This is a genomic window from Streptomyces rubellomurinus, assembly GCF_000961885.1.
GTDB classification, from domain to species: Bacteria; Actinomycetota; Actinomycetes; order Streptomycetales; family Streptomycetaceae; genus Kitasatospora; species Kitasatospora rubellomurina.
This window is the reverse complement of record NZ_JZKH01000028.1, coordinates 70,304-88,793: the sequence shown is the minus strand read 5'-3', so window position 1 is coordinate 88,793 and position 18,490 is coordinate 70,304. Positions and strand designations below refer to the sequence as shown.

Annotated in this window: 13 protein-coding genes, 1 tRNA gene and 1 pseudogene; 8 read left to right on the top strand and 7 right to left on the bottom strand. The window is 75.3% G+C overall.

Features of this window, described 5'->3' with window-relative positions; translation table 11 throughout:
* Both VM95_RS39670 and VM95_RS15940 read right to left on the bottom strand, forming a co-directional pair.
* Positions 1-159, bottom strand: a pseudogene (locus tag VM95_RS39670) (FHA domain-containing protein); the annotation flags it as partial.
* A 46-nt stretch (positions 160-205) separates the two neighbouring features.
* Positions 206-1,081, bottom strand: coding sequence for an FhaA domain-containing protein (locus tag VM95_RS15940; protein WP_045697039.1), 876 nt, complete (start codon positions 1,079-1,081; stop codon positions 206-208).
* A 419-nt stretch (positions 1,082-1,500) separates the two neighbouring features.
* On the opposite strand from VM95_RS15940, the gene VM95_RS15935 reads away from it, so the two are divergent.
* Positions 1,501-1,584, top strand: a tRNA-Leu gene (locus tag VM95_RS15935).
* A gap of 84 nt (positions 1,585-1,668) precedes the next feature.
* On the opposite strand, the gene VM95_RS15930 is transcribed toward VM95_RS15935, so the two are convergent.
* Together VM95_RS15930 and VM95_RS15925 are read right to left on the bottom strand one after the other, a co-directional pair.
* Positions 1,669-2,817: a sensor histidine kinase gene (locus VM95_RS15930; RefSeq protein ID WP_045697037.1), complete on the bottom strand. Its 1,149-nt coding sequence runs from the start codon at positions 2,815-2,817 to the stop codon at positions 1,669-1,671.
* A gap of 7 nt (positions 2,818-2,824) precedes the next feature.
* Positions 2,825-3,481 (bottom strand): response regulator, encoded by a 657-nt coding sequence (locus VM95_RS15925; protein ID WP_482259365.1) that lies wholly within the window; start codon positions 3,479-3,481, stop codon positions 2,825-2,827.
* Between the two features lie 326 nt (positions 3,482-3,807).
* Here VM95_RS15925 and VM95_RS15920 point away from each other — a divergent pair, with 326 nt between their 5' ends.
* Together VM95_RS15920 and VM95_RS42605 are read left to right on the top strand one after the other, a co-directional pair.
* Positions 3,808-5,637: a phosphatidylglycerol lysyltransferase domain-containing protein gene (locus tag VM95_RS15920; protein ID WP_078859972.1), complete on the top strand. Its 1,830-nt coding sequence runs from the start codon at positions 3,808-3,810 to the stop codon at positions 5,635-5,637.
* A 302-nt stretch (positions 5,638-5,939) separates the two neighbouring features.
* A complete protein-coding gene (locus tag VM95_RS42605; protein ID WP_157882116.1) occupies positions 5,940-6,644 on the top strand; it encodes a hypothetical protein in 705 nt (234 codons plus the stop codon).
* Positions 6,645-6,699: 55 nt separating this feature from the next.
* Here the strand turns inward: VM95_RS42605 and VM95_RS15910 are convergent, their stop codons facing one another.
* Positions 6,700-9,492 carry a SpoIIE family protein phosphatase gene (locus VM95_RS15910; protein WP_244178794.1) on the bottom strand — a complete coding sequence of 931 codons (2,793 nt, stop codon included), beginning with the start codon at positions 9,490-9,492 and terminating at the stop codon, positions 6,700-6,702.
* Between the two features lie 249 nt (positions 9,493-9,741).
* On the opposite strand from VM95_RS15910, the gene VM95_RS15905 reads away from it, so the two are divergent.
* The 5 genes from VM95_RS15905 to VM95_RS15885 all read left to right on the top strand — a co-directional run bounded on the left by VM95_RS15905 (position 9,742) and on the right by VM95_RS15885 (position 15,997).
* Positions 9,742-10,953 (top strand): rhodanese-like domain-containing protein, encoded by a 1,212-nt coding sequence (locus VM95_RS15905; RefSeq protein WP_063773508.1) that lies wholly within the window; start codon positions 9,742-9,744, stop codon positions 10,951-10,953.
* Positions 10,954-10,972: 19 nt separating this feature from the next.
* On the top strand, positions 10,973-11,737 hold the full coding sequence (locus tag VM95_RS42600; protein WP_052707393.1) for a DUF5819 family protein: 765 nt from the start codon (positions 10,973-10,975) through the stop codon (positions 11,735-11,737).
* Between the two features lie 17 nt (positions 11,738-11,754).
* Positions 11,755-13,020 carry an HTTM domain-containing protein gene (locus VM95_RS15895; RefSeq protein ID WP_052707392.1) on the top strand — a complete coding sequence of 422 codons (1,266 nt, stop codon included), beginning with the start codon at positions 11,755-11,757 and terminating at the stop codon, positions 13,018-13,020.
* A gap of 9 nt (positions 13,021-13,029) precedes the next feature.
* Positions 13,030-15,141, top strand: coding sequence for an FUSC family protein (locus VM95_RS15890; protein WP_045697034.1), 2,112 nt, complete (start codon positions 13,030-13,032; stop codon positions 15,139-15,141).
* 82 nt (positions 15,142-15,223) lie between these two features.
* Positions 15,224-15,997 (top strand): TrmH family RNA methyltransferase, encoded by a 774-nt coding sequence (locus tag VM95_RS15885; protein ID WP_045697032.1) that lies wholly within the window; start codon positions 15,224-15,226, stop codon positions 15,995-15,997.
* A gap of 16 nt (positions 15,998-16,013) precedes the next feature.
* Here VM95_RS15885 and VM95_RS15880 read toward each other — a convergent pair whose 3' ends face one another.
* Positions 16,014-17,342 (bottom strand): peptidoglycan-binding protein, encoded by a 1,329-nt coding sequence (locus tag VM95_RS15880; RefSeq protein ID WP_045697030.1) that lies wholly within the window; start codon positions 17,340-17,342, stop codon positions 16,014-16,016.
* Between the two features lie 216 nt (positions 17,343-17,558).
* The gene (locus VM95_RS15875; protein WP_045697028.1) at positions 17,559-18,470 is read right to left on the bottom strand and encodes a pyridoxamine 5'-phosphate oxidase family protein; all 912 of its coding nucleotides are present in this window, start codon (positions 18,468-18,470) and stop codon (positions 17,559-17,561) included.
* Between the last annotated feature and the right edge of the window lie 20 nt (positions 18,471-18,490).

Sequence of the window (18,490 nt, the reverse complement as noted above, 5' to 3'; positions counted from 1 at the left end):
GGGCGCGGGCGTCCCGGCGTCCCGGCCGCGGCGGGCGGGCCTGGGGTTCACCTTGGTGCCGAAGAGGTCGCTGCGGATCACCTGGATCGCGACGATCACGAACAGCCACAGCACGGCCAGGAAGCCCAGCCGCATGACCGTGAGGGTCAGCTCTGACATGGCCGCCCCGTCAGTCCGGGAGCGAGGCGCGCGAACAACTCGGACACTACCCTTCGACCTGCCGGTAGACGATGGTGGTGGAACCCACGACGATGCGGGAGCCGTCGCGGAGCGTAGCGCGCTGGGTGTGCTGTCCGTCCACCACGATGCCGTTGGTGGAACCCAGGTCGAGCACCATCGAAGGGGTGCCGGGGCGGATCTCGGCGTGCTTGCGGGAGACCCCGGGGTCGTCGATCCGCACGTCCGCCTCGGTCGAGCGGCCGAGCACGCAGGCCGAGCCGGAGATCTGGTGCCGGGCGCCGTTCACCTCGATCCAGCGGCGGACGGAGGTGCCGTGGCCGGCGCCGGGGAAGGCCCGGACGTTGCCGCCCGCGGGCGCCGGCGGCGTCGGCGGGGCCGGGGGCATGGCGGGGGGCGCGGCGGGCGGCGGGGGCGTGCCGAACTGGCCGGCGCCCTGCTGCTGCCACGGTGCGCCGGGGGCCGGGGCGGCCGGGGGGCGGTCGTAGCCGGGCTGCGCCGGCTGCGGCGGGGCGTACTGCTGGGGCTCCTCGGCGGCGAGGGTGCGGCTGCGCACCCGGTACAGCCCGGTGTCGAGGTCGTCCGCCTTCTCCAGGTTCACCTGGAGCGGGCCCATGAAGGAGTACCGCTGGGCCTCCGCGTACTCGCGGACCATCCCGGCCAGCTCGGTGCCGAGCTGCCCGGAGTACGGGCTGAGCCGCTCGTGGTCGTGCGGGCTGAGCTCGACGATGAAGTCGTTCGGCACGACGGTGCGGTCGCGGTTCCAGATGCTCGCGTTGTTGTCGCACTCGCGCTGCAGCGCCCCGGCGATCTCCACGGGTTGGACCTCGGACTTGAACACCTTGGCGAAGGTGCCGTTGACGAGACCCTCCAGCCGCTGCTCGAACTTCTTCAGCATCCCCATGGGGCACCCCCTTCCAGGGTCCGTGCGCCTGCCTGCCGACCGACTCCCGCCGGGGATCCGGTCGCGCCTACTTGCGGTACTTCCGTACTGATCGTATCCACGCCGGGCCCTTCCGTACGGTTCCCGGACCGCGTGGTGCCCGGGGGTGGGCTCGGACACACAGGGTGACGCATGTCCGGCCCGGCACGCCAGGTGTGCCCGCCGGAGCGGTCGCCCACCCGTCGCGCACGCGTTCGTCGTGCATCCGTTCGGGTGCGGTCCGTTCCGCCGGAATACGGATTCGGAGTCGGCCCCGGGGCCGTGCTACTGTTTTCCACGTCGCAAGGGCCGCCCGGAAGGGAGGCCGGACCGGGGAAACGCGAAGGCCTTACGGTACCGAGCGGATCCGCGGATCGGTCGGCAACGAAGACAACACCCATGCGCGGGTGGCGGAATAGGCAGACGCGCTGGATTCAGGTTCCAGTGCCCGAAAGGGCGTGGGGGTTCAACTCCCCCCTCGCGCACAGCGAAGCCCCGCAGATCTACGGATCTGCGGGGCTTTTTTGTTCCCCGTTTCCGCCTCGCGGCGTGCTCCGGTGCTCCGGTGCTCAGGAGCGGGTGGCCGGGAGTTCGGCGCGGACCTCGAAGCCGCCGTCCTGGGTCGGGCCGGCGGTGAGGGTGCCGCCCAGCAGCTGGGCGCGCTCGCGCAGGCCGACCAGGCCGTGGCCGCCGCCGGGCAGCGTCTCGGCGGGGTGCACCGGGGGTGCCTCGTTGCGGACCTCGACCCGCAGCCGGCGGCCCTTCGCCCGGACCTTCACGTGCACCACCGCGTCGGGGGCGTACTTGGTGATGTTGGTGAGCGCCTCCTGGACGGTCCGGTACGCGGCCCGCTCGACGGCCTCCGGCCACGGGCGGTCGCCGGGGTTCAGCTCGGCGTCGGCGGCCAGCCCGCTCTGCTCGATCAGCCGGGGCAGGTCGGCCAGCCGGGGCTGCGGGGCGAGCGGGGCGTCCTGCAGCGGGCCGCCGGTGCCGCGCAGCACCCCGACCATCTGGCGCAGCTCGTCGAGGGTGCGCACGGACAGTTCGCGGATGGTGCGGGCGGTGGAGGCGGCGGCCGGGTCGGCGGTGCTGACCTGCAGCGCGCCGGCCTGGATGCTGATCAGGCTGACCTGGTGCGAGACCACGTCGTGCATCTCGCGGGCGAGCCGGCCGCGCTCGCTGATCAGCACCCGCTCGGCGAGCAGCCGGCTCTCCCGCTCCTGGCCGCGGGTCAGCTCGTCCAGGCGGGCGGCCAGCTCGTGGCGGGTGCGGGAGAGCAGGCCGGTGGCAGCCGGGCCGGCGGCCAGCATGACGGCCTGGATGGCGTCCAGTGCGGCGGCGCGGCTCAGGTCGAAGAGCTGGTCGGGCAGCGGCCAGTGGAAGTACTCGACCAGGGTGAAGAGGGCGGCGCAGGGGAAGACCAGCCGGGGGTTGGGCCGCTCGGCGGCCACCGTGTAGACGGCGGTGATCGGGGCCAGCCAGATGTCCTCCACCCAGCTGCCCGGCATGGTGAGCAGCAGCACGGTGACCGGGAAGCGGCGCCGGAACAGCAGGGCGACGGCGGCCAGGGTGGAGAGCGTGAGCTGCCACCAGGTGGCGTCCCGGGCCACCAGGGCGGCGTCCAGCAGGGAGTAGAGGACGGGCAGCGTCAGCATCAGCCAGGTCGAGGTGCACCAGGCCGGCAGCCGGCGGGAGGGCAGCTGGTCGGCGGCCGTCATGCGGCCGTCATGCCCCGTCGTTGGGCTTCGGCCGGACCAGTCCGGCCCGGTGCGCGACCACGGCGGCCTGGACCCGGTTGGCGGCGCCCAGCTTGCCGAGGATCGCGCTGATGTGGTCCTTGACCGTCCCGGTGCCGAGGAAGAGCCGGTCGGCGATCTCGGCGTTGGACAGGCCCTCGCCGAGCAGGGCGAGCACGTCGAGTTCCCGGCCGGTGAGGGTGCGGGCCAGCGCCGTCGCCTCGGCGTCCGGGCCGCCGCCGTCCACGTAGCCGCCGATCACGGTGCGGGTGACGGTCGGGGAGAGGATGTTGCCGCCGGCCGCGAGCACCCGGACGGCGTGCACCAGCTGCTCGGGGGCGGTGTCCTTGAGCAGGAAGCCGGAGGCGCCGGCGCGCAGGGCGGTGCCGATGTACTCGTCGGTGTCGAAGGTGGTGAGCATCGCCACCGCGGGCGGGTCGGGCAGGGCGCGCAGCCGGCGCAGCACCGAGATGCCGTCGAGGTCCGGCATCCGGATGTCGAGCAGCACCACGTGCGGGCGCAGCCGCTGGACGTGCTCCTCGGCCTGGCCGCCGGAGCAGTCGCCGACCACTTCGAGGTCGGGGGCGGAGCCCACGATGAGGCCGAGGCCGGAGCGGACCAGGATCTCGTCGTCGACGATGAGCACGCGGGTGGTGGTGATGGTGCCTCCTCGGTTCGGGCGGCCGGCCGGGGCGGTCCGCGTGGGTCGTTCCGAGGGTAGGGGTAGGAGCGGGGGCGTGCCGAACGCGTGGCGGGGTCCCACCCCCGCCGTTCGGCGGGGGTGGGAATCCGCTACCCGGTTCACGTAATTCTCACGTCCGGTGCGGAACCATGGATTTGGCTGCCTCTTCGTCGGCCTGCTCCCCGTGGGCGGTCCGCGCGGGCGGCCGGTCAGACCACCGGGCCGTGCGGGCGCCCGGAGCCGGGCCGTGTGCGGATGCGCCCCACCACCTGATCGTTTGGAATTGAGCTGTGTCGTCCACTGTGAAGTCGGAGCCGTCCGCGCCGCCCCAGGAGCCCCGGCACCCCGGTGCACTCGACCGCTGGAGCCCGCGGGCCGCCTCGGCCTGCGTCTGGTACCTCCGGCTGCTGGCGCTGCTGAACATCTCGACGGTGCTGCTGGTGCCGTGGCGCAACCAGGTCAGCGAGCACAACGAGGGTGAGTACTTCACCCCCTACCTGATGACCTCCGGCCTGGCGGCCGCGGTGCTGTCGATCTTCCTCGCGGTCGCGATGCGGCGCCGCAAGCGGGCCGCGTGGATCTTCAACGCGGCGCTCGGCAGCCTGTTCGCGGTGCTGTACGTGCTCGCCATGGTGGTGCCCGGGGAGCGGTTCAACCACCACCCGCTCAACTACATCTCGACGGTGCTGACCTGCGCGTTCGTGCTGGCGCTGTGGGTCGGGCGGAAGGAGTTCACCTCCAAGGGCGACCGCTCCAACCCGAAGACCGCGGCGGCCACCTTCGTCGGCGGGCTGGCGTTCGGCGGCGGTGTCGGCGCGCTGCTGGTCTGGTCGACGAACGCGCTGACCGGCGCGGGCTTCTGGGACCTCTTCCGGTACTCGGTCGGCCGGATGATCACCATCACGCCGACCCAGCACCTGCGCTCGGTGATCTCCGCGCCGACCTGGGTCGACGCGGCGATCAACGCGATGGGCGCGGTGCTCTTCCTGCTGGTGCTGTACGTGGCCTTCCGCAGCCCGCGCGGCAAGGAGCTGCTGACCGCCGAGGACGAGGGGAAGCTGCGGGCGCTGCTGGACAAGCAGGGCGAGCGGGACTCGCTCGGCTACTTCGCGCTGCGCCGGGACAAGGCGGTGATCTTCTCCCCCAGCGGCAAGGCCGCGGTCACCTACCGGGTGATCGGCGGGGTGTCGCTCGCCTCGGGCGACCCGATCGGCGACCCGGAGGCCTGGCCGGGCGCGATCGACGCCTGGCTCGCGGAGGCCCGCGAGCACGCCTGGGCGCCGGCCGTGATGGGCGCCTCCGAGGAGGCCGGGGTGATCTACGCCCGGCACGGGCTGGACGCGCTGGAGCTGGGTGACGAGGCGATCGTCGAGCTGGACGAGTTCTCGCTGGACGGCCGGGCGATGCGGGTGGTCCGCCAGGCGTACAACCGGGTCAAGCGGGCCGGGTACACGGTGCGGATCCGCCGGCACGAGGACATCTCCGAGGCGGAGATGGAGCAGCTGGTGGCGAAGGCCGACGAGTGGCGCGACGGGGCGACCGAGCGCGGCTTCTCGATGGCGCTGGGCCGGCTCGGCGACCCGGGCGACGGCCGCTGCGTGATGCTGGAGTGCCACGACGGGGACGGCGAGCTGAAGGCGCTGCTGAGCTTCGTTCCGTGGGGCCCGGACGGGCTCTCGCTGGACCTGATGCGCCGGGCCCGGGACACCGAGAACGGCCTGATGGAGTTCATGGTGATCGAGATGCTGCAGCGCGCCGACGCGGTGGGGCTGAAGCGGGTGTCGCTGAACTTCGCGATGTTCCGTTCGGTCTTCGAGCGCGGCTCGAAGCTCGGCGCCGGGCCGGTGCTGCGGCTGTGGCGTTCCGTCCTGGGCTTCTTCTCGCGCTGGTGGCAGATCGAGTCGCTGTACCGCGCGAACGCCAAGTACCGGCCGATCTGGGAGCCGCGCTACCTGCTGTTCGAGAAGAGCAGCGAGATCCCGCGGATCGGCATCGCGAGCGCGCGGGCCGAGGGCTTCATCGTCGCGCCGAGCCTGCCCGCCCTGTTCCGTCGCCGGCACGCGGGGGCCGCCGTGGTGGCGCCCCGGGTCCCGGTGGCGGCACGCGACGGGAAGGGGTAGCCCTCCGCCGGGGGGCGGAGGGGGGCCCGGGGGCGGGGGCCTCCGGAACCGGCCGGAGGGGGTGTTCTCGGCCGGATGGGGGTGCGGCCGGGAGGCGGCTCTCCCCCCAGAGGATGACGCCGATCCCCTTCCGAGCCGATGTGGATTTGTTAACGGCCTTCTAATGTTGGGATAGCCGAGAAAAAATTTCGGGGACTTCGAGAGAAACGGTTGTGATGGACAGGACCCACGCGGGGGGCGTGCGAAAGGGGCCGCTGGCGTACGCCAGATCGGCCGCTGTCGCCGAGTGGGGAACGTTGTTCGTGGCGGTCCGGGACGGCGTGGTGCGCAAGAAGTTCGCCGCCGTGCCGCTGGCGACCGCGGCGACGTTTCTGATCCTGCTGTTCAGCATCGTCCAGCACCTGCCGGGCGGCGAGCGCTTCGTGAACCACATCGGGGTGGTGAAGGCGGCCCTGCCGCTGGAGGTCTCCCTGCTGCGGACGCCGTTGTCGCTGTACGTGCCGGCGCTGGACCTGCCGGTCTGGGGGGCGCTGGCCCAGGTGTTCGTGGTCTTCGCGATCGCGGAGATCGTGCTCGGCCGGCGGATGACCCTGGTGGTCGCCTACGCCTGCACCCTGGCGGGCACGCTGTTCGCCCGGGTCGGGGTGGCGGTCGGGCCGGGCCACGTGTTCGGCTTCCCGAAGTGGGTCGCCTACGTGCGGGACACCGGGCCGTCCGCGGCGGTGGTGGCGCTGGCGATCTGCATCGCGTTCCGCTGCCGGGCCTGGTTCACCGCCGGCCTGGTGGTGGTGCTGATGGTCGGCGAGGCCGTCGTGCTGCCGAACCTGGCCGGCCTGGAGCACGTCGTCGCGGTGATCACCGCGCTGCTGATCGCCGTCTCGGTGGAGGTGTTCGGGGACTTCTGGCCCCGGGTGCTGGCCGGGGTCGGGGCCGCCACCTCGGTGGCCACCGCCGCCTCCCGGGAGGTCGCGGAGGCGCGCCGCCCGGCCGGGGCCGTCATTCCCTGAGGGGGCCTGTCGCTGCGCTGTCGGCCGGGTGCCGGACGCTGTCCGCACCCGGCCGTCAGGCGTGCGGGAGGGGCAGTTCGAACCAGACGACCTTGCCCACCGCCTTGCGGGCGGTGCCCCAGCGTTCGGCGAGCTTGGTGACCAGGGTGAGGCCGCGGCCGGTCTCGCCGAGCTGCTCGGCCGGCTCCAGCGAGGGCAGGTTGTGGTTGTCGTCGCTGACCTCGACCAGCAGCTTGTCCACCCGGATCAGCTGGAGCTGGACGCGGTCCCGGGCCACCCGGACGGCGTTCGTGACCAGCTCGCTGACCAGCAGCTCGGTGGTGTCGCTGAGCGCCTCCAGGTGCCAGGCGGCCAGCTGCTCGCGGACCAGCGAACGGGCCCGGCGCACCTCGCGCTGGTCCACGACGAGGTCCCAGGTGGCCACCTCGGACGGGGCGACCCCGTCGAAGCGGGCCACCAGCAGGGCGACGTCGTCCTTCCGGTCGTCCGAGTGCAGCCGCTTCAGCACCACGTCGCAGGCCTGCTCGGGGCTCTGCCGGGGGTCGATCAGGTTCCCGCACAGCGCCGCCAGGCCGGCTCCTATGTCCCCGCCCCGGACCTCGACCAGGCCGTCCGTGCACAGCACCAGCATCGAGCCGTCCGAGACGTCGATGGTCTTGGCGACGAACGGCACCCCGCCGACGCCGATCGGCGCGCCGGCCGGGATCTCCAGCAGCTCGCCGCGGCCGTCCGGGTGCACCAGCACCGGCGGGACGTGGCCGGCGCTGGCCAGCTCGCAGGTCCGGTTGATCGGGTCGTAGACCGCGTACAGGCAGGTGGCGAGGTGGTCGTCGCCGAGCTTGTGGGCCAGGTTGTCCAGGTGGCGCAGCAGCTGGCCGGGCGGGAGGTCGAGGGCGGCCAGGGTCTGCATGGCGGTGCGGAAGCGGCCCATCGCGGCGGCCGAGTGCAGGCCGTGGCCCATCACGTCGCCGACCACCAGGGCGACCCGGCTGCCCGGCAGCTGGATCGCGTCGAACCAGTCGCCGCCGACCTCGGCCTTCGGATCGCCGGGCAGGTAGCGGTGGGCGATCTGCACGCCGGGGATCTGCGGCGGGCGGGTCGGCATCATCGAGCGCTGCAGGGTGGTGGCGACCCGGGCCTCGGCGCGGTGCAGCCGGGCGTTGTCCAGCGACAGCGCGGCCCGGACGGCCAGCTCCTTGAGGGTGGCGGCGTCGCTCTCGTCGAACGGGTCGCGGTCCGGCAGCCGGAGCAGCTTGAGGATGCCCAGCACGGTGCCCCGGGCGGACAGCGGGACGACCAGCATCGAGCGGCCGGAGACCACCGGGGCCAGCCGGGCGTCGCCGAGCGCGCTCGCGTAGTCCACCGCGACGTCCGCACTGACCGCCGGGACCAGCACCGGCTGGTTCAGCTGCAGGGCCATCCCGGGCGGGGTGCGCCGGGGCATGCTGACCAGCGAGCCCTCGGCGAGCACGTGGTCCCAGACGCCGCCGGTCTCGTTGCAGACCAGGGCGACCCGGCGCAGCATCGTGTCGTCGTCCGGGCGGGCGACCGGCAGCTCGGAGTCCGAGATCAGCCCGTCCACCAGGTCCACGCAGGCGAAGTCGGCGACCCGGGGGACGAGCACCTGGCACAGCTCGCGGGCGGTGAAGCCGAGGTCCAGGGTGGTGCCGACCTTGCCGCCGACCTCGTTCAGCAGGGCCAGCTGCTCGCCGGCCTGCCCGTTGGTGAGGAACGGGCCGAGCCGGCCGGCCGGCGGGTTCTCCGGGCACGCGGGGGCGGCCGGGACGGACGGGGCCGCCGGGGCCGCGGGTGCGGGGACGGCCGGGTGGCCGGGGGCGGGCGGGGTGGCGGCGGCCGGCTCGATGGCGGCTCCTCCTCGGGTGTCTGGACCTGCGGTCGGTGCGGTCGGTGCGGTGGTCGGTGCGGCCTGCGGTGCCGTGGGCGACGCGGCGTGCGGTTCGGCGGCGGGGCGCTGGGCGGGCAGCGAGCCGGGCGGCCGGCGGCCGGCCGAGGGCTCGGGCGGGGCCGGCGGGCCGATCCGGGCGGCGCGCTGCTGCGGCGTCGGGTAGCGGCGGCCGATCGCGGTGGCCGCGTGCGCCGTGCCGCCCTGGGCCTCGGCGGGCAGCACCGGCAGCACGGTGGCGGCGTCCAGCCGCAGGGCGGGCAGGCCGGCGGCGTCCAGCACGTCGAGCAGCAGCACCCGGCGCTCGGCGGGGGCGGGCGGCAGCAGCCGGGCGAACTGCGCGGGCATCGGGGAGGCGCCGGGCGCGGTGAGGACGGCCGTGAGCCGGTGGAAGCCGCCCCGGGCGGACGGGGTCGCGGCGAACGGCAGCAGCCGCTCACCGAGCGCCAGCCGCGGGCCGGCCGTGCGCAGCGGCCGGGCGTCGGCGGCGAGGGCGAGCAGGCCGCCGGACGGGTCGCCCGCCGGGTGGCCCAGCGGGTAGGCCCACCAGAACACGTCGCGGACGTGCTCCTCGCGGTCGACGACCGGGATCCGGCCGGCCCAGGGGCCGCCGTGGGCGGTCAGTGCGGCCAGCGTGTCCAGGGCGTCGCGGCGGCGGCCGGCCGGGCCGGCGGGGTGCCCGGGGGCGGCGGCCGGCTCGGCGGCGGGCAGCAGGCCGGCGGCCGGGCGGTCGTGGACGACCTCGGCGCGGTGCCCGAACAGCTCCTCGGCGGTCCGACTCCACTGGGTGATCCGCCCGGCGCGGTCGACCAGGACGAGGGCGAGCCGGACCAGGGCGGCCACGCCGGTCGGGTGGTCACCCGGCACGGTCTCGGCGCCCGCCGGACGCGGTGTGGAGTTGGACTCGGCCACCATGGATTCGGTCTGCTCCCGCCTGGCCGCCACGCCTGGAGGCGGCCCGTCACTCCGGAGGAAGGCACGCTGTGCGGATACCAGCGAAGCACGGACCGGGCCGGGCTCGACACCGAAACGGGGAGATTCATCAGTATCGGTTGCGTGTCGTACCGCGCGCGCCGGTGCGCACCCCGGGTTCACCCGGACGGCGCTGCCGGGGGCGAGGGTAGGGTGGCAGGCCGGGCCGCCCGAGCGGGCGCCCGGCAGGACGCAGCCGGCCGGACGAGACAGAGGCGAAGAGTGAGCGCGCAGAGCCCCGCCCGCTGGACGGATCCGGAGCAGTCGGAGCTGGAGGAGCGGGTCGCCGCCGCCGAACTCGCCTGGCTGACCATGGACGTCGACGTGCAGACGCTGCGCGTCGAGATCGACAACTTCGCGCTGATCCACCACCAGCTGCTCGGCCCGCTCTACGCCCGGCTGGACGAGCTGGACGCGCTCGTCGCCGAGGCCGTCGCGGCCCGCACCGGCCGGCCCGAGGACCGGCGGCGGGCCGCCGAGGCGCGTCGGCAGGTCGAGGAACTGCCGGACCTGGACGCGCTGTTCGACTCCGTGCGGGAGGTGCGGGAGAAGTCCGGGCAGGACGCGGACGCCGTACCGCCGCCGCCCGCCGCGCCCGCCCGGGTCCGCCCCGGCAAGGACGCCCAGCGGATCTACCGCGACCTCGTCCGCCGCGCCCACCCCGACCTGACCACCGACCCCGGCGAGCAGCAGCGCCGGGCGGCCTTCCTGGCCCGGGTCAACGAGGCCTACGCGTACGGCGACGCCGCCGCGCTGGCCGGGCTGGCCGCCGAGTGGTCCACCGCGCCCGAGGCCGCGCCCGCCGTCGACTCCCCCGACCGGCTCGACTGGCTGCGCCGCCGGCTGGACTGGCTCACCGCCAAGATCACCGAGACCGCCACCGAGCAGGTCCGGCTGGAGCAGACCCCGATGGGCCAGCTGCTCGCCCTCGCCCCGCAGGACCCGGACGGTCTGCTGGAACAGCTCGCCGAGGAGCTGCTGGCCAAGGCGGCCGAGCGGCAGGCCGAGCTGGAGCGGCTGCTGGGGCCGTCCGGCGACCCGTCCGGCCGGGCGGGCGCGGTGGGCGACAATGGCACCGAGTCGACCGAGACCCAGGAGAACCAGACGATGTTCGCGCAGATCCCCGCCACTGACGCCGCCGCCGTGCCCGCCGACGCCGCCCTGCTGGACGTGCGCGAGCAGGACGAGTGGGACGCCGGCCACGTCGAGGGCGCGCTGCACATCCCGATCGGCCAGGTCGTCGCCCGGATCGGCGAGCTGCCGGACGAGAAGCTGTACGTGCTGTGCCGGGTCGGCGGCCGCTCCGCCCAGGTCGTCCAGTACCTGGTGCAGCAGGGCCGGGAGGCCGTGAACGTCGACGGCGGGATGTACGCCTGGGAGGGCGCGGGCCGTCCGATGGTGAGCAGCACCGGGCAGCCGGCCTTCGTCCTGTAGCGGTCGGCCGGGGGAGGGCATGACGGAGACGACGGACCGGGCGGCGACGGCGCGGCCGGCGGGGGACCGCCCGACTGCGGACCACCCGGCGGGGGACCGCCCGACTGCGGACCACCCGGCGGGGGACCACCCGGAGGGGGACCACCCGGCCCGGGACCGGGTCTGGTCGGCGCCCGCGCAGCTGGTGCTGGGCCTGGCCGCCGCCATGCTGACGGCCGGCACCGGGCTCTTCCTCGCCGCCGTGTTCCTGCACGTCGCGCCCGCCAACACGCTGTCCCGGCAGTACCGCGACCAGATCGACGGCGTGGTCTACCCCGAGTTCGAGCAGAACTGGAAGCTGTTCGCGCCCAACCCGCTGCAGCAGAACATCACCGTGGACGCCCGGGTGCGCACCGTCGCGGACGGCGGCACCACCCGCACCCGCGACTGGACCGGGCTGACCGCGCAGGACATCGCCGCGATCCGGGGCAACCCGGCGCCCAGCCACGTCGACCAGAACCTGCTGCGCCGCGCGTGGGACTTCTACGACGGCTCGCACGACCCGCAGGACGAACGGCCGACCGGCACCCGCGGCAAACTCGCCGAGCAGTACCTCAAGCGGATCGCGCTGCAGCGGATCGGCCGCGAGGTGGACGGCGAACGGGTGCTGGAGATCGAGTTCCGGATGACCGCGACCACCGTCGCGCCGCCCGCCTGGAGCGGCGAGGCCGAGCCGCCCGCGCCGAAGGTGCGGGAACTGCCGTGGTGGCCGGTGGCCGACGAGGACTACCGGGGGCTCGGGTGAGCGAACCGGCGCGTCGGGTGGCGGAGCAGCCGCGGCTGCTGGACGGCATCCCCCGCCAGGGCCCCGAACCCGGTGTCGGCGTGCCCGCCGCCGCGCCTGCCGTCGCGCGGTCGGCCCCGGTGCCGCCCGCGCCGGGGGTGCGGGAACGGGTGGGCCGGGCGGTCTGGCAGGCGCTCGCGGCGTTCACCGGTCGGGCCCTCGGCCCGCACCAGGCCGCGGCGGTGCGGATCGGCTTCGGGCTGGTCTGGCTCGCCTACCTGCTGCGCGAGTGGCCGCACCGCCGGGTGCTGTACGGCGACCTCTCCCCCTGGTCGATGCCCCTGGCCGAACGGCTGCTCGCCGAGAACGGGGCGTTCACCGTGCTGCCCTGGTTCGGCGGCCGGCTCTGGTTCGAACTCGTCTACCACCTGGCGGTGTTGGCCGCCCTGGCGGTGCTGCTCGGCTGGCGGACCAGGGCCAGTGCGGTGCTGTTCCTGGTCACCGTGCTGTCGCTGCAGAACCGCGACGTGTTCCTCGGCGACGGCGGCGACAACGTCGTCCACCTGATGGCGGTCTACCTCGTCTTCACCCGCTGCGCGCAGGTCTGGTCGCTGGACGCGCGGCGACCGGCGGGCCGGGGCGGGGTGGTGCTGTGGGCCGTCCTCGGCGCGCTGCTGGCGGCCGCTCAGTTCGGCGGCTCCGCCGGTGACGCGCTGACCTGGACGACGACGAGCTTCCCGTACGTCGGGTGGTCGCCGCTGTTCTGGGGGCTGTGGGCGGTGGCCGGGCTGTGGTGGGCGCTCGGGCGGCTGCGGCCGGACGGCGAGATCCGGGCGGTGCTCGACGCGCTGGCGAACATGGTGCACAACTGCGCGATGGCGGTGATCGCCGCCGAGGTGGTGCTGATCTACGCCACGGCCGGCTGGTACAAGGTGCAGGGCTCGCGCTGGCAGGACGGCACCGCGCTGTACTACCCGCTGCACCTCGACTACTTCGCCCCCTGGCCCTGGCTGTCCGGGCTGGTCGGCTCGGCACTGCTGCCGGTGTTCCTGATCTCGTACGGGACGGTGATCCTGCAGGTCGCCTTCCCGTTCACGCTGCTCAACCGGCGGGTCAAGAACGCGCTGCTGGCGCTGATGATGGCCGAGCACCTGGGGATCGCGGTGGTGCTCGGGCTGCCGGTGTTCTCGCTCGCGATGATCGCGGCGGACTCGGTGTTCCTGCCGACCAGCGTGCTGCTCTGGCTGGCCGCACGGGCGGACCGGCTGCGCCGGTGGCGTCCCGCGGGGGATGCCGCGACCTAGGATGTCGCTATGTCCTGGTTCGCCGCACTTCGTGACACCGCGCGGACCGGGCTCACCCTCGACCGGGCGCTCACCGACCCCAAGCGGGCGCTGCGCGGCGCGGTCGCCGTCGCCCTGGTGCTCTTCCCCACGCTGGCGCTCGGCGGGCCCGCGCTCGCCACCTCGGCCGCGATGGGCGCCTTCATCGCCGGGACGGCCACCTTCCAGCGCAGCTTCCGGCCCCGGGCCAGCCTCGCCGTCGCGGCCGGACTCGGGCTCGGCACCAGCACCTTCCTCGGCTACCTGGCCGCCGGCGTGTACGGGCTGTTCCCGGCGCTGCTCGCGGTGTGGGCCTTCGGCGCCGGGCTGGCCTGGGCGATCGGGCCGACCGCCGGGGTGGTCGCCGCCAACACCGTCTCGGTGATGCTGGTCGTCGTCCAACTCCCGGTCAGCGCCGCGGCCGCGCTCGGCCACGGACTCGTCGCCGCCCTCGGCGGCGTCACCCAGGCCGTCGTCATCACCCTGTGGCCGATCGGCAGTTGGACCGCCCAGCGGTCCGCCCTCGCCGACACCTATGCCGAACTCGCCGACTACGCGCGGCGGTTGCGGCAGGATCCGACCGCGCACGTGGACCCGGCGCCGTTCATGACCGCCCGGCACGCCGCCGCCCTCACCCCCTGGCAGGACCGCCACCGGCCGCCCGAGCTGCGCGGCCTGCGCGGCATCGCCGAACGCATCCGCCCCACCCTCGCCGCGCTCGCCGACCCCAAGGTCGGCGCCCCCGAGGAAGGGCCCGGGCGCGACCGGGCCCGGGAGGTGCTGGCGGCCGCCGCCGAGGTCATGGACGCCCTCGCCCGGGCCGTCCGCACCGGCGACCCGCTCCGGCTGCCCCGCTCCGCGCCCTCGCTCACCGTCGTCGGCGCGGAGGACGGGCCACGGCTGCAGGGCGCCGCCCGGCACTCCGCGCGGCGGCTCGGCGGACTGCTGCGCAAGGCCGCGGACGCGCTCGACCGCGGCGACGAGGACACCATCACCACCCCGGTGGTCGGCGCCGGCGGGGCCCTGCACAAGCCCCCGCTCTCCCGGATGCTGCCCGTCGCGCTGCGGGCCGTCCGGCGCCAGCTCCGGCCGCGCTCGGCGATCTTCCAGCACGCCGTCCGGCTCGCCGGGGTCGTCACCGTCGCCTACCTGCTCGCCCGGCTGGCCGGCTTCCACCACGGCTACTGGGCGCCGCTCACCGCCGCCATGGTGATGCGGCCCGACTTCGCGCAGACCTACAGCCGCGGCGTCGCCCGGCTCGCCGGGACGGTCGTCGGCGTCGCCGTCTCGACGCTGGTCGTGCAGCTCGCCCACCCCGGGCACTGGGTGCTCGCCGCGCTCGCGGTGCTGTGCATCGGCGCGGCGTACCTGACGCTGAAGACCGGGTACGCGCTGATGACCGTCGGGATCTCCTCGTACGTGGTGTTCCTGCTCGGGCTGCAGGCCGGGGACCCGCTGGTCACCGCCTTCGAACGGGTCGGGCTGACGCTGCTCGGCGGAACCGTGGCCCTGCTGACGTACGCGCTGTTCCCCACCTGGCAGACCGCCCGGCTCGGCGAACGGCTCGCCGAGTGGCTGGCCGCCGCCGGGCGGTACGCGGCCGCCGTCGTCGCCTGCTACGAGACGCCGGACCGGCCGCGCGGGCGGAGCGTGCGGTCCGCGCTGCTCGACTCGCGGGAGGCGCGCTCCGAACTGCTCCAGGCGATCCAGCGGGCCGACGCCGAACCCGGGCGGCACGAGACCGGGCTCGCCGGGGTGACCAGGCGCCAGGTCGACCGGGCCCGGGCCGCGGTCGGACACCTCGGGCGGGTCGCGGTGCTGCTGGAGGCGCACCTGCCGGCGGCGGACGCGGAGCCGGTGCCCGGGACGGCGGAGTACGCGGAGGAGCTGCGGCTCGCCACCGCGCTCGCGGCGGGGGCGCTGCTCACCGGGCGGCCGGTGGAGTTCGGGGCGGTGCGGGACGCGCAGGCGCGGCTGGAGGAACGGCTGGCGGCGGGGGCGCCGGGGGTGGAGCGGGACGTGGTGCGGGCGGGGACGCGGCTGCTGGGGCAGGCGCTGCGGGACCTGGAGCGGGCGTTGCGGGGGAGTGCGAAGGGGGTGTGAGTCGGGGTGGGTGCGGGTCGGTGATCGCTGCCGCCGGACGCCGCAGTGAGTAGGGCACTGGCGGGGTGACAGCATGATTGCCATGGACGACGAGGTGGAGCGGGCCTGGCGGGCGGCGGAGCGGGAGCCCGGGGTGGTGGTGCTGGACGGGTTCCACGCGCTGAAGCACGCGCTGCGGTTCGGCGGGGACGTGCGGCGGGTGCTGACCTCGGACCGGGCGGCGCTGGCGGCGCTGGCCGAGGAGCTGGCGGCGGACGTCGGGCCGGCGCTGGACGAGCTGGCGGTGGAACTGCCGGAGCCGGTGCTGCGCTCGCTGGTGCCGCGGCTGCATCCGACCGGGGTGATCGCGCAGGTGCGGCGGCCGTCCGCCGGTGCGAACCGGGAGGCGCTGGCGCGCCGGCCGCGGCGGGCGCCGGTGGTGCTGCTGGAGAACCCGCGGAACCTGGGCAACGTCGGGGCGGTGATCCGGCTGGCGGCCGGCTTCGGTGCGACCGGGGTGGTGACCACCGGCGAGCTGGACCCGTGGCACCCGACCGTGCTGCGCGGCAGCGCGGGCCTGCACTTCGCCACCGCCGTCGAGCGGCTGAGCCTGCCGGAGCTGCCGGACGGCCCGCTGTACGTGCTGGACCCGGAGGGCGCGGACATCCGGGAGGTGCCGTTCCCGGACGACGCGCTGCTGGCCTTCGGCACCGAGCGGCACGGCGTCTCGGCGGAGCTCCGGGCGCGGGCGGACCAGCTGGTCGCGGTGCCGATGCGCCCCGGGGTGTCCAGCTTCAACCTGGCGACCAGCGTCGGGATGGGGCTGTTCCACTGGATGGCGGGGCGCCCGCCCGGCGCGGGGCCGGACGGGCGCTGAGGCGGAGCGGGGGCGGTCAGGAGAAGAGCCGGCGCCAGGTCTCCGGGCCCGGGTAGCCGTCGGCGTCCGCATCCGTCCAGCCCTGGGCCTGCTGGAAGGCCTGGACGTTGCGGCGGTCGCTCTCGCTCCACCGCGGGCCGGGGCCGACGCCGTACGCGCCGCCGTAGCCCTTGCGGACCAGCTGCTCGCCGAGCTGCCGGACGGAGTCGTTGTCCTGCCCGGGCCCGAAGGCCTCCCGGCCGGGGTAGGCGGGGGTGCCGGTGGCGGTGCCGGGCGGGGGCGGCGGGGGCGACGGGACGCCGGCGGCGTCGATGTCGCGGCCCTTGCCGTTGACCAGGTAGGCCCAGGTGTCCTTGCCGGGGATGCCGTCCGCCTCGGCGCCGCGCCAGCCCTGGGCGAGCTGGAAGGCCTGGGTCGCCCTGCGGTCGGCCTCGCCCCAGCGCGGGCCGGGGCCCTCGGAGTAGAAGCGGGCGCCGCCGCGCTGCACCAGCATCCGGCCGAGCCTGGTGACGTAGGCGTTGTTCGCGCCGGGGCCGAACTTGTCCGCGCCGGGGAAGGCGTCCGCGGAGGTTCCGCCGTCGCTGCTGCCGCCGGACAGGCCGGTGTAGCGGTACGGGACGTAGCCGGCGGAGTTGTTCCAGTACGCGTACGGGGTGTCGCGCTTCTTGGTGCCGGGGGAGGTCTGCTCGTAGGCGAGGTAGCGGGTGCGGGAGGAGTCCGTCCAGCCGCCGAAGAGCGTGACGTGCGAGCCGGCCTGCGGGTTGGCCGGGTTGTTGTAGATCAGCACATCGCCGGGCTGGAGGTCGTTCTTCCCGATCCGCTCGGCGAAGTCGGGCAGGGTCCAGGTGGTCTGGCTGCTGTCGAGGCCCCAGGCCATCGAGACGAAGCCGGAGCAGTCCTGGCGGTAGCCGTCCGACCAGTAGCGGCCCATGCTGTACGGCACCCGTTGGTCGACCCAGCTCTGTGCGCGCTGGATGATCTGCGCGCGGGTGACCGGGACGGCGGCGCCGCGGGCCTCCTGGTCCTCGCCGTACAGGCCGCTGACCTCGCCCTGCGGGGACGCCGGGGGCTGGGCGGTGCTGCTGCCGCCCGGGCCGGGGGTGGGGGCGGGCGCCGCGGCGGCGGATCCGGCGGCCGCGGTGCCGCCGGCTATCGCGGTGCCCACCGCGGCCACCAGGACGGCGGCCCGGCGGCGCAGGCTGCGGGCCGCCGCGTGGCCGCCCTCGTGGACGGGGGCGGCGTGCAGCCGGGCCAGGCGGCGGGCGCCGCAGCCGCCGCACGTGCAGTCCTCGCCCGGCTCGATCTCGTCGAACTCCGGCAGCGGGGACAGGTCGGTCAGGGTCATGCTCCGCCTCTTTCCTGCGGTCCTTCCTGGTCACGGCCTGACGGCGTGACAGGAGTGGCCTGCCCGGGTCGGCTCCGCGTGCCACCGGGACCAAAGTCCCAAAGCGGGCGGGGTGCGGCGCGGCGGATTGAGCCGGAGGGGTGACGACCAGTTGGCTCCCGGGCGTGGCGCGGGACCGGCGGAGCGGTTAGTGCCGGTACGGAGCTGTGCGCGGGGTCAGCGCGGGTTGGCCGGCGAGTACTCGGGATCGGTCCAGGTCAGCGGGGTGGCGTCGGCGAGCTCGACCACGCCGGTGACGGCGAGTTCGACCATCCGCTCGGCGCCCGGGGCGGCGCTGCGGGCCTCCTCGGACCAGTCGGTGCGGGCCTCGCCGGTGACCAGCAGCGCCCCGCCGGTCTCCCAGTCGGGCAGCAGCAGGCCGGCGCGCGGGTCCACCTCGAGGTTGCCGAGGGTCAGGAACATGCTGTTGCCCGGGTACTCCGGCCAGCGCAGCCGGTCCGGGGCGACGGCCTGGAGGAAGCCGGGCAGGCCGCCGCGGTGCGAGGCGTCGACGCTGCCGTCCGGGCCGGTGGTGGCGATGAAGAAGGTGTCCGCGGTGACGGCCGTCAGCTGCTGCGCGGTGGTCAGCGTGGTGCCGGCGGCGACGGTGCGGGGCGGGCCGGCCTCCGGGCGGTCCAGCGGGGTGCGGCGCTGGATGTACTTCGGGCAGTTGGAGACCACCTCCTCGGCGGTGACCGCCAGCCCGCCCCGCCCGTCCGGCCGGGAGTGGCCGTTGAGCCGCATCCGGCGGCGGCCGGCCGCGTCCAGCGCGATGGTGCCGACCCGGGCCGGGCGGGTCAGCGCCTCGGCCAGCGGGTCGGCCTCGGCCGGGTGCGCGGCGACGGCCATCGTCCGTTCGTCCGGCGCCCGCAGGAAGCCGGCCGGGCCGGCCAGCTGGGTGGCCCAGATCCGGCCGTCCCGGTCGGCGGCGCCGAGGACCAGGGTGCGCCGCTCGGCCAGGAAGCGGGCGGCGACGGCCGGGATGGTGGCGCGGATGGCGCGTCCGGCGTGGTCGGCCCGCGCGGTGAGGCCGGCCCGGGCCTGGGCGGCCCGTTCACCGGAGTGGTAGGGCGTGCTGACGGTCGTCATGGTGTGCTCCCCCGTGGCTC

Coding starts and splice junctions, on each gene's coding strand:
- VM95_RS15875 (WP_045697028.1), bottom strand. CDS start 18,470: ATGACGACCGTCAGCACGCCCTACCACTCCGGTGAACGGGCCGCCCAG.
- VM95_RS15890 (WP_045697034.1), top strand. CDS start 13,030: ATGTCCTGGTTCGCCGCACTTCGTGACACCGCGCGGACCGGGCTCACC.
- VM95_RS42600 (WP_052707393.1), top strand. CDS start 10,973: ATGACGGAGACGACGGACCGGGCGGCGACGGCGCGGCCGGCGGGGGAC.
- VM95_RS15940 (WP_045697039.1), bottom strand. CDS start 1,081: ATGGGGATGCTGAAGAAGTTCGAGCAGCGGCTGGAGGGTCTCGTCAAC.
- VM95_RS15880 (WP_045697030.1), bottom strand. CDS start 17,342: ATGACCCTGACCGACCTGTCCCCGCTGCCGGAGTTCGACGAGATCGAG.
- VM95_RS15930 (WP_045697037.1), bottom strand. CDS start 2,817: ATGACGGCCGCCGACCAGCTGCCCTCCCGCCGGCTGCCGGCCTGGTGC.
- VM95_RS15885 (WP_045697032.1), top strand. CDS start 15,224: ATGGACGACGAGGTGGAGCGGGCCTGGCGGGCGGCGGAGCGGGAGCCC.